The organism is Nonomuraea antri (assembly GCF_013283785.1).
GTDB lineage: Bacteria > Actinomycetota > Actinomycetes > Streptosporangiales > Streptosporangiaceae > Nonomuraea > Nonomuraea antri.
The window spans coordinates 1-12429 of the sequence record NZ_JABCPZ010000289.1 but is presented as its reverse complement, the minus strand read 5'-3'; the positions used below and the strand labels follow the sequence as shown (position 1 = coordinate 12429).

At 72.3% G+C, this 12429-nt stretch carries 16 protein-coding genes; 8 read left to right on the top strand and 8 right to left on the bottom strand.

The window, feature by feature from the left end; all coding sequences use genetic code 11:
• On the top strand, positions 1 to 504 hold a 504-nt coding region (locus HII36_RS48865), incomplete at its 5' end, for a phytanoyl-CoA dioxygenase family protein (RefSeq protein WP_217370910.1).
• 33 nt (positions 505 to 537) lie between these two features.
• Complete coding sequence (locus tag HII36_RS48860) at positions 538 to 1245, top strand: hypothetical protein (RefSeq protein ID WP_217370909.1); 708 nt, start codon at positions 538 to 540, stop codon at positions 1243 to 1245.
• Positions 1246 to 1415: 170 nt separating this feature from the next.
• Here the strand turns inward: HII36_RS48860 and HII36_RS48855 are convergent, their stop codons facing one another.
• Positions 1416 to 2174 (bottom strand): SDR family NAD(P)-dependent oxidoreductase, encoded by a 759-nt coding sequence (locus HII36_RS48855; RefSeq protein WP_173530236.1) that lies wholly within the window; start codon positions 2172 to 2174, stop codon positions 1416 to 1418.
• Positions 2175 to 2236: 62 nt separating this feature from the next.
• Between HII36_RS48855 and HII36_RS48850 the strand changes: the two genes are divergently transcribed.
• A complete protein-coding gene (locus HII36_RS48850; protein WP_173530235.1) occupies positions 2237 to 2698 on the top strand; it encodes a MarR family winged helix-turn-helix transcriptional regulator in 462 nt (153 codons plus the stop codon).
• A gap of 143 nt (positions 2699 to 2841) precedes the next feature.
• On the opposite strand, the gene HII36_RS48845 is transcribed toward HII36_RS48850, so the two are convergent.
• Positions 2842 to 3762 (bottom strand): LysR family transcriptional regulator, encoded by a 921-nt coding sequence (locus tag HII36_RS48845; protein WP_236004813.1) that lies wholly within the window; start codon positions 3760 to 3762, stop codon positions 2842 to 2844.
• A gap of 106 nt (positions 3763 to 3868) precedes the next feature.
• Between HII36_RS48845 and HII36_RS48840 the strand changes: the two genes are divergently transcribed.
• A complete protein-coding gene (locus HII36_RS48840) occupies positions 3869 to 4321 on the top strand; it encodes a hypothetical protein (protein ID WP_173530234.1) in 453 nt (150 codons plus the stop codon).
• The gene (locus HII36_RS48835; RefSeq protein WP_173530233.1) at positions 4314 to 5933 is read left to right on the top strand and encodes a multicopper oxidase family protein; all 1620 of its coding nucleotides are present in this window, start codon (positions 4314 to 4316) and stop codon (positions 5931 to 5933) included. The genes HII36_RS48840 and HII36_RS48835 overlap by 8 nt, the downstream gene beginning before the upstream one ends.
• A 22-nt stretch (positions 5934 to 5955) precedes the next feature.
• On the opposite strand, the gene HII36_RS48830 is transcribed toward HII36_RS48835, so the two are convergent.
• From HII36_RS48830 to HII36_RS48815, 4 genes are all read right to left on the bottom strand, one after another.
• Positions 5956 to 6624: a response regulator gene (locus HII36_RS48830; protein ID WP_328808237.1), complete on the bottom strand. Its 669-nt coding sequence runs from the start codon at positions 6622 to 6624 to the stop codon at positions 5956 to 5958.
• Between the two features lie 57 nt (positions 6625 to 6681).
• Entirely contained in the window at positions 6682 to 7077 is a 396-nt protein-coding gene (locus HII36_RS48825; RefSeq protein WP_173530232.1) for a hypothetical protein, read from the bottom strand.
• Between the two features lie 198 nt (positions 7078 to 7275).
• Positions 7276 to 7794 (bottom strand): hypothetical protein, encoded by a 519-nt coding sequence (locus HII36_RS48820; protein ID WP_173530231.1) that lies wholly within the window; start codon positions 7792 to 7794, stop codon positions 7276 to 7278.
• Between the two features lie 127 nt (positions 7795 to 7921).
• Positions 7922 to 8203 (bottom strand): Lsr2 family DNA-binding protein, encoded by a 282-nt coding sequence (locus HII36_RS48815; RefSeq protein ID WP_173530230.1) that lies wholly within the window; start codon positions 8201 to 8203, stop codon positions 7922 to 7924.
• Between the two features lie 140 nt (positions 8204 to 8343).
• Between HII36_RS48815 and HII36_RS48810 the strand changes: the two genes are divergently transcribed.
• From HII36_RS48810 to HII36_RS48800, 3 genes are read left to right on the top strand one after another with little or no spacing between them, the layout of a single operon-like run.
• Positions 8344 to 9075 carry a TetR/AcrR family transcriptional regulator gene (locus HII36_RS48810; protein WP_173530229.1) on the top strand — a complete coding sequence of 244 codons (732 nt, stop codon included), beginning with the start codon at positions 8344 to 8346 and terminating at the stop codon, positions 9073 to 9075.
• Positions 9066 to 9272, top strand: coding sequence for a ferredoxin (locus HII36_RS48805; RefSeq protein ID WP_173530228.1), 207 nt, complete (start codon positions 9066 to 9068; stop codon positions 9270 to 9272). Before HII36_RS48810 ends, HII36_RS48805 begins: the two co-directional genes overlap by 10 nt.
• 1 nt (position 9273) lies before the next feature.
• Positions 9274 to 10569, top strand: coding sequence for a cytochrome P450 (locus HII36_RS48800; RefSeq protein WP_173530227.1), 1296 nt, complete (start codon positions 9274 to 9276; stop codon positions 10567 to 10569).
• Here HII36_RS48800 and HII36_RS48795 read toward each other — a convergent pair.
• Both HII36_RS48795 and HII36_RS48790 read right to left on the bottom strand, forming a co-directional pair.
• Positions 10563 to 12077 carry a serine/threonine-protein kinase gene (locus HII36_RS48795; protein WP_173530226.1) on the bottom strand — a complete coding sequence of 505 codons (1515 nt, stop codon included), beginning with the start codon at positions 12075 to 12077 and terminating at the stop codon, positions 10563 to 10565. The genes HII36_RS48800 and HII36_RS48795 overlap by 7 nt on opposite strands.
• On the bottom strand, positions 12071 to 12429 hold a 359-nt coding region (locus HII36_RS48790), incomplete at its 5' end, for a carbohydrate-binding protein (protein WP_173530225.1). The genes HII36_RS48795 and HII36_RS48790, both read right to left, overlap by 7 nt.

Below are 12429 nucleotides of genomic sequence, written 5' to 3'. Positions count from 1 at the left end.
ACCTACGCCCCCGCCCGCCACGCCCACGCTGACCACGGCCCTGCCGGGTACAACCTCGCCGGGTACAACCTCGCCGGCTACCACTCCCCCGGTTATGACGACCAGTGTTATCCGCTGGAGCGGCCGCGGCCGCCGCTGTCGGTCGCCGCGATGTGGGCCCTCGACGCAGACACCGTCATCACCGTGTGGCCCGGCAGCCACCGCTGGGCCGACTGCCGTCCCACCGGACCAGGGACGACGCTCACTCCCGCCCCCGGTTCGTGCGTGCTCCTGCTCGGTACGCTCTGGCACGCCCGTCCACCCCAGCCGTCCGCGCCCTGCCTGACGGTCACGCCGCGTTACTGCGAGCCCTGGCTGCGTACCCGCGAGGCGTTCACGCTCTCGCCCGGACGGGAGGTCGCCCGCCAGCTCAGCACCCGGACCCGCCGGATGCTGGGATACAGCGTGCACCCGCCGGACGTCGGCCTGGTCGACGGAATGCACCCGTACCGGCTGTTCTCCTGAACCACTGGGGCGGACGCGGCCATAATGCCTGGCATGTGTGCCGAAGCGGATGACCGGCCGATGCCGATCTGGACGTGCTGGAACCACTGGATCGCCGTCCCCGGCGGGGACCAGGCGGAGATCATGCGGATGCTCGGGCTCTCACGCTCGCTGTCGCTCACCTTCGCCGAGGCCCAGGAGATGATCGACGCCGACGAGCACGACGACTCCGCGGACGCTCAGCCCATGTCCCGGGTCTTCGTCACGCCCGAGGTGGACGGCTGGACACTGATCTTCGGCGCCTGGTGCGACCCCTACGGCACGTCGCGCCGCGATGACGTGCTCGACGCCTGCGTACGTCTCAGCGCGCGGTTCGGCCGGGCGCAGGCCTACTACTTCGGCGCCCAGGGGGACGGGTCGACCTGGCTCGTCGCCGAGCACGGCACGGTGATCCGCAGGTACGCGGCGACCTCCGAGGGGGACGATCACCTGCTCACGATCGGCGCCCCGCTGCCCCAGGAGCGGGCCGCCTGGCGCGAACAGCTCGGCTACGCCGACGACTGGGACCCGGACATCGCCGGCGCCGACGAGGCGGAGGAGTGGCACGTGCTCGCCTTCGACCTGGCGCCCGACATCGCCGCCGCCCTCGGGCTCAGCCCGCTGGCACTGTCGGACGACACGCCCACGCGCGGCACGGGCGTACTCGCGCTGACGCCCGCGCACACGACCACCGGGTGGGCCGACACACAACGTCCCGGGTAAGCCCGCGCATGACCGCGGGATAGGCCTATACCCGCGACCACCACGTAAGAAGCTGTTCCAACCCTCTAGCTGATCTTCGTTTGCCATCACTCTTGCGGGCAGCCATCACGTCTCGGAAGCCCCGAAGATCAGTCGTCATGTAGTCGTCGGTACGGGGAGATCACCTGGCGTTATCTGGTGAGGTGGCGTCCACCCGCGACCGAGATGACCTCCCCGTTGACGTGCCCGTTCGCCGCCGAGCCGAGATACGCGACGGCGGAGGCGACGTCCTGCGGGGTGCAGATGCGCCGGGTCGGCGTCTTGGCCGCTTCGGCGTCGACGACGTCCTGCCCGAATCCCGGATGGGTCAGGGCCCGTTCGGTCAGCGTGAAGCCCGGCCTGACCACGTTGGTGAGGATGCCGTACGGGGCCTCGCGGACGGCGAGAACCGATGCGGCCGTCTCCAACGCCCCCTTGGCGGCGGGGTAGGCCGCTGCCGCCGGTATCGGCTGGCCGACCACGTCCGATGAGATCACGATGATGCGCCCCCATCCTGCCGCCCTCATGCCGGGCAGCGCGGCGTCGATCACGGACAGTGTCCCGGTCACGTTCGCGGTGAAGCTGTCGGTCAGGGTCTCCCAGGTCTCGGGCGTTCGGGCCGGCCAGGACACGGCGTTGGCGACCAGGACCGCGATCTCGCCGAGTTCGCGCGTCACCTGGCCGATGGCCGCCTGGATCGATTCCCGGTCACGCTGGTCGATCCGGACCGCGATCGCTCGTCCGCCCGTTCGGGTGATGGAGTCGACGAGGCCGCGGGCTCGTCCTTGGCCGCTGTGCCAGGCGGCGGCGATCAGTGCTCCCTCGTGCGCCAACGCGGTGGCGATCGCGCCGCCGATGTCCCCTGACGCCCCTGTGACCAGCGCGACTCGTCCACTCAGTCCGAGGTCCATCGCTTCTCCAATCTATAGCCGACTATCCAATAGCCGACTATACATATAGTAGACTGAGGGTCGTGGACGCAAGTGAGGCGATGCGCGTCAATCGGGCGCTGAACAAGATGAGCAAGCTCTACCGGGCCGCCAAGGCGCGCAAGCTCGCCGCGCTCGGGCTGCATCCCGGCCAGGACGTGCTGCTGTGGGTGCTGGCGCAGGAACGCGACGGCATGACGGTCTCCCAGTTGGCCGCCCGGCTCGGCGTCGAGCAGCCGACCGCCACCCGCAGCCTCGCCCGCCTGGAGACCGGCGGCTGGTTCCGGCGCGAACCGGTCGCCACCGATCGCCGTCAAGTACGTGTCGTGGTCACCGACGCCGGTCACAAGCTGGTGCCGGACATCGAGCGGGCTTGGACGGAGCTGGCCGAGCAGACCATGGGCGGGGTGAGCAAGGAACAGCGTGAGATCGTGCTGAACGCGCTGGAACAGGCCAACGACACGCTACGCCCATTGGTCGGGGAAGCCGCGCTGGCCGAGGAGTGACCCCCTGCGGCTCTCGTCCCAGGCGCTGCCGAGCAGCACTGGCCGGGGACGGCGCCGCCCGCACCGGCCGGGAGTGGATGATCGCGCCAACCGGCTGGGACACCGGCCGGCACGCACGCCACCGCCCAATCAGGCCCGCACGGTCACGCCGGGTCCGGCAGGGCGGGGGCGTCCTTCCCGGGGGCGCCGGCCGCCCAGTCCCAGCCGACGATCGTGGTGCGCATCAGGCGGGCGGCGGCCGGCAGCGGGCTGTCGGCGCCCCAGTACAGGGTGACCGTGCGGCGGCAGTCGGGGCTGTCGACGGCGATCCACACGCCCGGGACGCGCGTCGCGCCGCGGCGGGCGAAGGCGGGCACGAGCCCGACGCCGAGCCCCGCGCCGATCAGTTCCGCGATGGACGCCGGCTCGTCGCTCTCGCAGACGATCCTCGGGGTGCGGCCGCGCGCGGCGAGGAGCCGGTCGAGCAGCCGCCGGATCCAGTGCCCCGGGCGGGCGGTGATGAACGGCTGGTCGGCGAGCTCGTCGACGCTCACGGACGCGCGTCCGGCCAGCGGATGATCGAGCGGCACGCCCAGCCCCACGGGTTCGTCGAACAGCCGCGCGGACGCCAGCCCCTCGGCCTGGATCGGCTGCGAGGCCACGCACAGATCGACGTCCTGGGCGCGCAGGCGGCGGGACATCTCGTCGGCCGGCGTCCAGTGCAGGGCGATCTCGACGGCGGGGTGCGCCTGCTTGTAGGCCGCCAGCGGCCCGGTGAGGGTGAGGAACGTCTCCGAGGCCAGTCGCACCGCGCCCAGACCCTCGCTGGTGGCCTCGGCGACGGCACGCCGCCCGGCCTCGAGCTCGCCCAGCGAACGCTCGACGTAGTCGCGGAAGAGCCGGCCCGCGTCGTTCAGCCGGAGCCGACCGCTGCGGTCGAACAGCGGCGCGCCGAGCTCGCTCTCCAGCCGGGCGATGGTGCGGCTCAGCGACGGCTGGGCGACGCGCAGTTCGTCGGCCGCCCGGCTGAGGTGTTCGAGCCGGGCCACGACCAGGAACTGCCTGAGCGAGTTCAGCTCCATCATGCCTCCCGATACATAACACCTTAGCAATATTGATCTTAGACAGGATAACCCCCGAGCCATAGCGTCGGAGGTGTTCACTCAGCGGATCACAGTGGGAGGGACCTTCATGGTCACCAGCGGCGACGGCTCCGGCGTCGCGCATCGGACCGGGCCGGCCGGGTGGGTGTTCCGTGCCGTCGTCAGCGCGCACACGGTGGCGATCGCCGCGCAGCCGGTGTTCGCCGGGGTGTATCTGACCGGCGACTTCGACAGCCTGCGCCGGCACGCGATCGGCGCCGACGTGACCACCTCCATCGGCTACCTGCAGCTGATCGTGGCGATCGTGCTGTGGGTGCGGCTGCGCCGGGCCTGGCCGTTCCTGGCCACGGCGGGGGTGGTGGCGGCGGAGAACGTGCAGTACTTCGCCGGTCTGGACGGGGCGTTGTGGCTGCACGTACCGCTGGGGGTGATGAGCGTGGCGGCGGTCGTCGTGCAGTTCATCTCCGTCTGGCGCCGTCCCCTTACCCCCGTCCCCGCCCGCCGGAACGGTCACGTGCGGCTGGAGGTCCTCGATGCGTGAGCACGGCGAGCACGGCGCGGGGGGCTACACCGGTGGCGGCGCGGGTGTGACCAGGCGGCACGTGCTGGGCATCGGCGGGGCGCTCGGGCTGCTGGCGGCCACCGGCCTGACGACGTCGGCCGCGCTGGCCCGCCGCCCCGCGATCACCGGCGCCGAACTGCGCAGCGAGGTGCCACTGCCGCCGCCGTTCCAGGTGCCGTTGCCGCTGCCCGCCGTGCTGAAGCCGGTCGCCACGTCGGGTGGCGTCGACCGTTACGAGATCACCCAGCGCGAGGTGAGCGCGGAGATCCTGCCCGGGATCAGGACGCCGCTGTGGACGTACGAGGGCTCCTTCCCCGGGCCGACGATCGAGTCGCGCCGCGGCCGTCCGGTCACCGTACGGCACCGCAACGAGCTGCCCGTGCCGACGGTCGTGCACCTGCACGGCGGCCGGACCCCGGCGGCCTCCGACGGCTACCCGACCGACCTCGTCCTCCCCGGTGGCTGGCCGAAGGAGAGCCACCGGCACGGGCACGGCATGCGTGATCCGCGCGCCGTGGTGTCCGAGCTGACGCGCGACTACACCTTCCCGCTCGACCAGCGTCCGGCGCTGCTCTGGTACCACGACCACCGGATGGACTTCACCGCCCCGGCGATCTGGCGCGGGCTGGCCGGGCTGCACGTCGTCCGCGACGACGCCGAGGACGCGCTCGGCCTGCCCGCCGGCCCGCGCGAGCTGCCGCTGATGATCGCCGACCGGGCGTTCGCCGCCGACGGCGGCCTCGCCTACCCCTCGCTCGACCCGACGCTGCGCGCGCGTCCGGGCGTGCGCGAGGAGTACTTCGCCGGGGTGCTCGGCGACGTCATCCTGGTCAACGGCGCCCCGTGGCCGGTGCACGAGGTCGACGCGGCCCGCCACCGGCTGCGCGTGCTGAACGCCTCCAACGCCCGGCACTACGAGCTGGAGGCGGTCACCGACGACGGGCGCTCGCTCGACCTCGTCCAGATCGGCGCCGACCAGGGGCTGCTCGAGGCCCCGGTCACGCACCGGGTGCTGCCGATCGCGCCGGCCGAACGCCACGACCTGATCATCGACTTCGCTGGCGTGCCGATCGGCGGCCGGGTCAGGATCGTCAACCGGCTGGGCTCCGGGCGTACCCGTGACGTGATGGCCTTCCTGGTCGCGCGCGGGGCCGCCGACGACAGCCGCGTCCCGCGCACGCTCAGCACCGACCTGCCGTTCTGGCGGCGGGAGGACGCCGTCCGGGTGCGCGACCTCGCCTTCCGCGCCGGGCGGACGCACAGCGGCCGCGGCTGGCTGATCGACGGGCTCCCGTTCGACCCGGCCCGCGCCGACGTCACCACCCGGCTGGGCGACGTCGAGGTGTGGCGGCTGGTGGCCGACCTGCACCATCCCGTCCACCTGCACCTGGTCGGGTTCCGGGTGCTCTCGCGCGGCGGCTCGCCGCCGCTCCCCCACGACGCGGGACTCAAGGACACCGTCTCGCTGCGGCCGGGCGAATCGGTGGAGATCATCACCCGTTTCGACGGCTACCGCGGCCGCTACCTCTTCCACTGCCACAACGCCGAACACGAGGACATGGGCATGATGGCCAACCTCGAGATCGTCTAGCGCCGGGTCCGGACGAGCGCGGTCACGGCGGCGCGATCTGCAGGGGCGGCGCGCCGGCGGCGAGCTCGCGGCCCTGGTTCAGCGTGTGTTCGAGCTGCCTGGCCAGCTGGGGGACGCTCACCGGCGGCAGGTACGCGTCGGCGCCGGCGTCGAGCAGCCGTCGGACCGGGCCGTGGTATCGGACCCCGAGTTCGTCGTCCTCGATCTCGGTGACGACGACGCGCGCCTGCGGGAACGCCGCCCGCAGCGCCCCGATGAGCTGCGGGCTGCCCGGCGGCACCAGCAGCACGTCGGCCGTCACGGGGGCCGCGTGCAGGTCGAGCACCACGTAGTCAGCGCCGAGCCGGTCGGACAGCGCCAGCCGGGCCGCCGCCGACAACTCCATCGCGGTGGCCACGACGGTCACGCCCGAATGGTCCGTCGGTGGCCGATCACGCTCCTCCTCCTCCGGTGCGGCGCGTTCGACGACGGTCCCGTGGACCACGTCGACGGTGCCGGCGATCGTCGCGATCGACGCGCCGTCGCGGGTGACGACCAGGTGCTCGCCGGGCTGGAGTGCGTCGATGAGCGCCACGACGTCCTCGGGCAGCCGGCCCACGTCGATCCGATGCGCGGGACGTGCGCCGCGCCTGCGCCTCACCATGCCCGGGACGCGCTCGGGGACGCCGGACGGCCGAAGCGGCCTTTCCACCAGGTGATCACGTGAGTCCTTCCTGCTGCCGTGACCCTGTTGGACGTCACCGCACGATCATTGGTTCGCCCCGTCCCCGGGCGGCCGGACGCCGTGCGCGCGCAGTCGGGCCAGGATCAGCTCGCGGACCTCGCGGCGCCGAGCGGCCGTGTCGTGATGTCCCATTCGGTCACAGGTCGCGGCCCAGCTCTCCAGGACGTCGATCGTGAGCAGCCATTGCGCGATCGTCAGCTTGGGTCTCACGATCGTGTCCGGCGGCGGCCACGAACGTGCGCCGGGGACGCCCGGTGTCTCGCGGGTGAGCTGGTCCGCGCCGGCGCCGCGGATGTCACGCGCGAGCTCCGCCCGCCGCGGGTCGCCGTCGACCGTCTCGACGTTGGCGTCGTCGTCCAGGCAGGCGTCGATGTGGCCCCACTGGCGGAGAGTCATCGCGATGATCAGGCCGACACTCATGCCGGGCATGGTGCCGAGATCGCGCGGGGCGGTCAAGCCGGGTGTGGCCGCCGCGCAACGGTGATGAACCTCGACCCTGAGCGGAGCCGCCCCCGATGCGGGTGCGCCCCGGTCTCTCCCCGCGTGGGACGCGGAGTCGCCGGGGCGCGAGTCGACGGTCACCTGCCCGTCAAGGCCGGGATCACCGGCCGAGTGTCCTCACGGTGTCTGCTCGTCGATCTCACACTTGGTGAAAACCCATGAGTGGCCGCCGCTGTTCTTCAACGACCAGTACCTCCACCCCGCTCCGGCCAGGTCGACGCTGACGGTGAAGTCGAGCGTGACAGCGCCGCCGGAGACGTTCACGGTCTCGGTGCCACCGCCGAACGGCGTGATGAGCTGGTACTGCGTGCCGGCGGGGGCGGTGGTGTCGAGGTGGAAGCGCAGCCGGTAGGTGTGCGGGTTGCCGTCGGGCACCGCGACGTACGGCACCACGAGCTGGGCCACTGAAGCCGGAATCACGCTCGGGTTGAAGGCGACGTTGTTCGGGGTGAAGGCGTGCACCCCGTAGAGCACGAGCTGGGTGTCGGCCGAGCTGACGTGCTGCGGGTCCACGGTGCCGACCGGCGTCCAGCCGAACGCCGCGCCGCTCTGCGCGCCCGCGCCGGACGGCAGGCCCGCCCAGAGCAGCACGGCCGCCAGGCCGGCCAGCATCGATCTTCTTGCGGTGGTACCCATGGCGCGCTCCCTTGCGATCGTCGTGGTGTCGCGGGATGTGCTCAACCGATGCTGCGCGCGCAGCGGGCGCGGGAGAACTGCCCCCGTGGGAACAACCCCGGACACCGGGACGACCGTTGGCAGGACATCACCTCCCGGACTGCTCCCCACCGCCGGCGACCAGCAGCCATGCGTAATCCTCCGGCGAAGCGCCGGGGGTTCTCGCGGTGGCGCGGACCGTCTCGAACGTGCGCGCCTGCGCGAGGATCTCGGGATGGGCGGCGAAGAAGGCCTCGGCGATCTCCGGAGCCACCCGGCCGCGCGCGCCGACCCGGTAGCCGTTGGCTCTCGCCCGGTCCCGGATCCGGGTGCGGCCGAGCGCGGGCGACCGGCGGGTGACGCGGAGCGGGGTGAAGCCGGCCGCGGACATGGTCGGCACGCAACCGAAGCCGGGGTGCACAAGCGATGGGTGCCTGGAGGCCGTGCTTCCGGGCTTCATGACACGGGCATCGGCCGACGGTTCCGCCGGGAGTCTTGACGGATACAAATGAACGAATTTTTAATTCGTTCATGGGCCGGATCGCGGGCGTCACCGCCGCGGAGACGCGGGAGCGGTTGTTGCGTGCCGCCGCCGACGTCTTCGCGCGGCGCGGGTACGACGGCACGCGGGTGGCCGACATCGCGGCCGCTGCCGGGGTGAGCAACGGGGCGCTCTACGCGCACTTCGGTTCCAAGGCCGAGCTGCTGGTGGCGGCGTTGCGGGCGTATGGGCGGCCGTTGCTGGCCGGGCTGCTGGCGGCCGATCCTGAGCGGTCGATCGCGGGGTTGCTCATCGAGATCGGACGGCGGCTGCCGCGGCGGCGCGACGCCCGGGGTTACCTCATCGTCGAGGCGCTGGTCGCGGCCCGCAGGGACGAGGACGTGGCCGGGCCGATGCGCGACGACATGGGTGAGCGGGCCGGCTGGATCGCCGAGCTCGTCCGGGCCGGGCAGCGTGACGGCGAGCTCGATCAGGCGTTGTCGCCGGACGCGCTGGCCCATTTCTGCCTGTTGCTGGCGATGGGGAGCGCCCTCGTCACGCCTGATCTGCATGCGGTCGATGAGGAGGAGTGGGCTGCCCTGCTCACCCGCCTAGTCACCGCCCTGTCCCCCGGTCAGGCTCCCGGCCCCGGCCGGGCGCGGGGCGGCGGGCCGTCTCGCGAACCCGTCCCGCCTCCCGAACCCGTCCCGCCCGCCGATGCCGTACCACGCGCCGATGCTGTGCCGTCCGTTATCGCCGTACAGAGGGAAGCATGTCAGTGAAAGTCCAGATCGATCCCGAACGCTGCCAAGGACACGGCCGTTGCTACACCCTGGCTCCCGACCTGTTCGGCGAGGACGAGGAAGGCTACGGGACGGTGCCAGGCGGCGGCGTCGTGCCGGAGGGCCAGGAGCGTGCGGCCCGGCTGGCGATCTCCAACTGCCCGGAAAACGCGATCATCGTGCTCGGAGAGGCGTGAGATGACCGTCGACGACCGCTTCTCCCAGGATTTCCGCGACGCCAGGTCCGACCAGCCGCTCGGCAAGCGCAACGAGATCGTCACCGGCCCGGTCGGCGACTGGGCCAGCGACTTCTCCCATCTGGAGCCCGAGTGGGCGGCCGACCCGTACCCGATCCAGGACGAGCTGCGGCAGCGCTGCCCGATCGCGCGGACCGAGAGGTTCGGCGGCGGCTGGCTGCCGACCCGGTACGAGGACGTGGCGGGCATCGCCTACGACACCGAGCGTTTCTCCTCGCGATCGGTCATCATGAGCAACTTCCGGCCGCCGGGCGAGCTGGCGCCGATCGGGGCGTCGCCGCCCATCTCGTCCGATCCGCCGTTCCATCACGACGCGCGCCGGCTGCTGCTGGCGGCGTTCACCAAGACCGCGGTCGCCAAGCGGGAGGCGGCGACCAGGGCGCTGTGCCACGAGCTCATCGACGCGATGGCCGGCCGCGACGTCGTGGACGCCGCCCGCGACTACGCCCAGCACATCCCGATGCGGGTCATCGCCGACATGCTCGGTTTCCCGCCGGAGGACGGGCCGCGGTTCCGGGTGTTCATCGAGAACGTGCTCGAAGGCGTCAACCTGCCGCCCGAGCAGCGCACGGAACGGGTGTCGGAGCTGTTCGACTACCTGCACGAGCAGATCCGCGACCACGTCGGCCACCCGCGCGACGACCTCACGACGTACCTGATCGACGCCGAGCTGTACGGCCGCAAGCTGGATGCCGCGCACGTGGCCGGCACGATCGGGCTGCTGCTCATCGCCGGGATCGACACGACGTGGAGCGCGATCGGCGCGTCGCTGTGGCACCTGGCCAGGACGCCGGACGACCGGGAGCGGCTGGTCGCCGAGCCCGGCCTGCTGCCGACCGCGATGGAGGAGCTGCTGCGGGCGTACGCGCCGGTCACGATGGCGCGGCTGGTGAAGGAGGACATGCACTGGCGCGGCGTGGAGATGAAGGCCGACGACTGGATCCTGCTGTCGTTCCCGGCGGCCAACCGCGACCCGGCGCAGTTCGAGCGGGCGGGTGAGGTGGTCATCGACCGGGAGGTCAACCGGCACGCGGCGTTCGGCCTGGGCATCCATCGGTGCGTCGGCTCGCATCTGGCGCGGATGGAGCTGCGGGTGGCGCTGGAGGTGTGGCTGGCGCGGTTCCCGTCGTTCGGGCTGGCCGATCCGGGGGCGGTGACCTGGTCGACCGGTCAGGTGCGCGGGCCGCGGACACTGCCCCTGCGCGTCGGTCCCGCCCCAGAGACCGAGGGTCAGTAGCCGAACTCGTCGAAGCCGCAGATGTTCACCGTGAAGCTCTTGCGGACGCGTTGCGGGGTGAGGATCTCGAACACCACGCTGTGCGCGCCGTCGCGCTTCCACACGATCGTCGGCAGCAGCGGCCTGGTGGCCGCGCTGCCGGACTCCCTGCCCTGGTTCTGGCCGTTGACGATCCAGCGGTAGGTGTAGGGGCCGGTGGCCGAGACACTGGCGTAGATGTTCAGCGTGTAGTGCCAGCAGCCGCCTCTCATCTGGTCGCCCTCGTAGGTGAAGGCGAACGACCTCACCGCGCCGCCGCCGCCGGTTCTGGTCGCCGTGGGCTTGGGTGTGGCGGGTTCGGACGTGACCGGCCTGGACGTGGTCGGCGCCGGTGCCGGGGTCTTCGTGGCCGTCGTGGTCTTCGGCCGGGTGCCGGTCCTCGTCCCGCTGGGTCTGGGACGTGAGGTGCGGCGCGGCGGGGCGGCGGAGCTCCCGGTCGTGGACGCCGACGAGTCCGGGAGCACGGCCGCGGCGGTGCCCGTGGGCGACGGCCGGTCCGTGAACGGCCACCAGATCGTGGCGGCGACGACGGCCCCGGTCACGGCCAGCGCGACGCCGCCGGCGACCAGCGCGGGTGTCCCCCGGCCCGGCCGAGGCCCGGGCGGGGGCGGGGGAACAGGCTGCGGGCCCAACTGCGGGCGAAGTGGTGGAACCGGCTGCGGAACAGGCGGGGGCACTGGCGGTGGGACAGGCCGTGGGGCTGAGCCCGGTGGCTGGGCGCCGATGAGCTGGAAGAGGACGTCCTGCATCGCCGGCCGGGCCGCCGGGTCCTTGGCAAGGCAGGCGGACACGATCGCGCGCAGCGGCTCGGGCACCCCGTCGAGGCGCGGCGGCTCGTACATCACCCGGTTCAGCACCGCCGGCACCGAGTCGTTGCCGAACGGCGGCCGGCCGGTCGCCGCGAACACCATCACCGAGCCCCACGCGAACACGTCCGTGGCCGGGCCGACCGGCGCGCCGGCGAACTGCTCCGGCGCCATGTACGTCGGCGTGCCGAAGACGCTGCTGGTGTGGGTGAGCGCGGAGTCCACGGCGCGGGCGATGCCGAAGTCGATGACGCGCGGCCCGTCGCGGCCGAGCAGCACGTTGGCGGGCTTGAAGTCGCGGTGCACCACCCCGGCCCGGTGGACGGCGGCCAGCGCGGTGGCCGTGGCGACCGCCAGCCGCTGCAGGTCGGCCCCCGCGTGACGGCCGGCCTCGCTGAGCGGCGGCCCCTCGACGTACTCGGTCACGATGTACGGCCGGGCGCCCAGCGACGCGTCCAGCACCTGTGCGACGCAGAACGGCTCCACCCGGCGCAGCGCGGCGATCTCCTTGGCGAAGCGCCCGTCGCCGGTCATGCCCTCGTGCAGGACCTTGATCGCGACCCGTGTGCCGTCCGGCGCCTCGGCCAGGTGGACCACGCCCTGGCCGCCCTCCCCCAGCGGCCTGATCAGGCGGTAGGGGCCGATGAAGTCCGGCGTCACCATGTGGGCAGCGCGCAGACGTCGATGCCGATGCTCTTGCTCACCGCGGCCGGCGAGGTGACGCGCAGGGTGATCGTGTGCCGGCCGGCCTTGAGCATGTACTGGCCGGCGGTCACGAACGCCTTGTACTCGCCCTCGGGGACCCAGCTCCGGCTGCGTTCCTTCACCTGACCGTCGATCAGCCAGGCGTAGGAGACCCAGACGCCGGGCCTGCTGGACTCCACGTACGTCTGGAAGTGCACCGGCGGCATGTAGCAGCCGTCGGCGTCGGACTGGCCTGGGCCGCCGGACATCTCGATCTCCAGGATGCTCAGCCTGGCGGCGGCGACCGGCTTCCTGGTGGTGGGACGGGTGG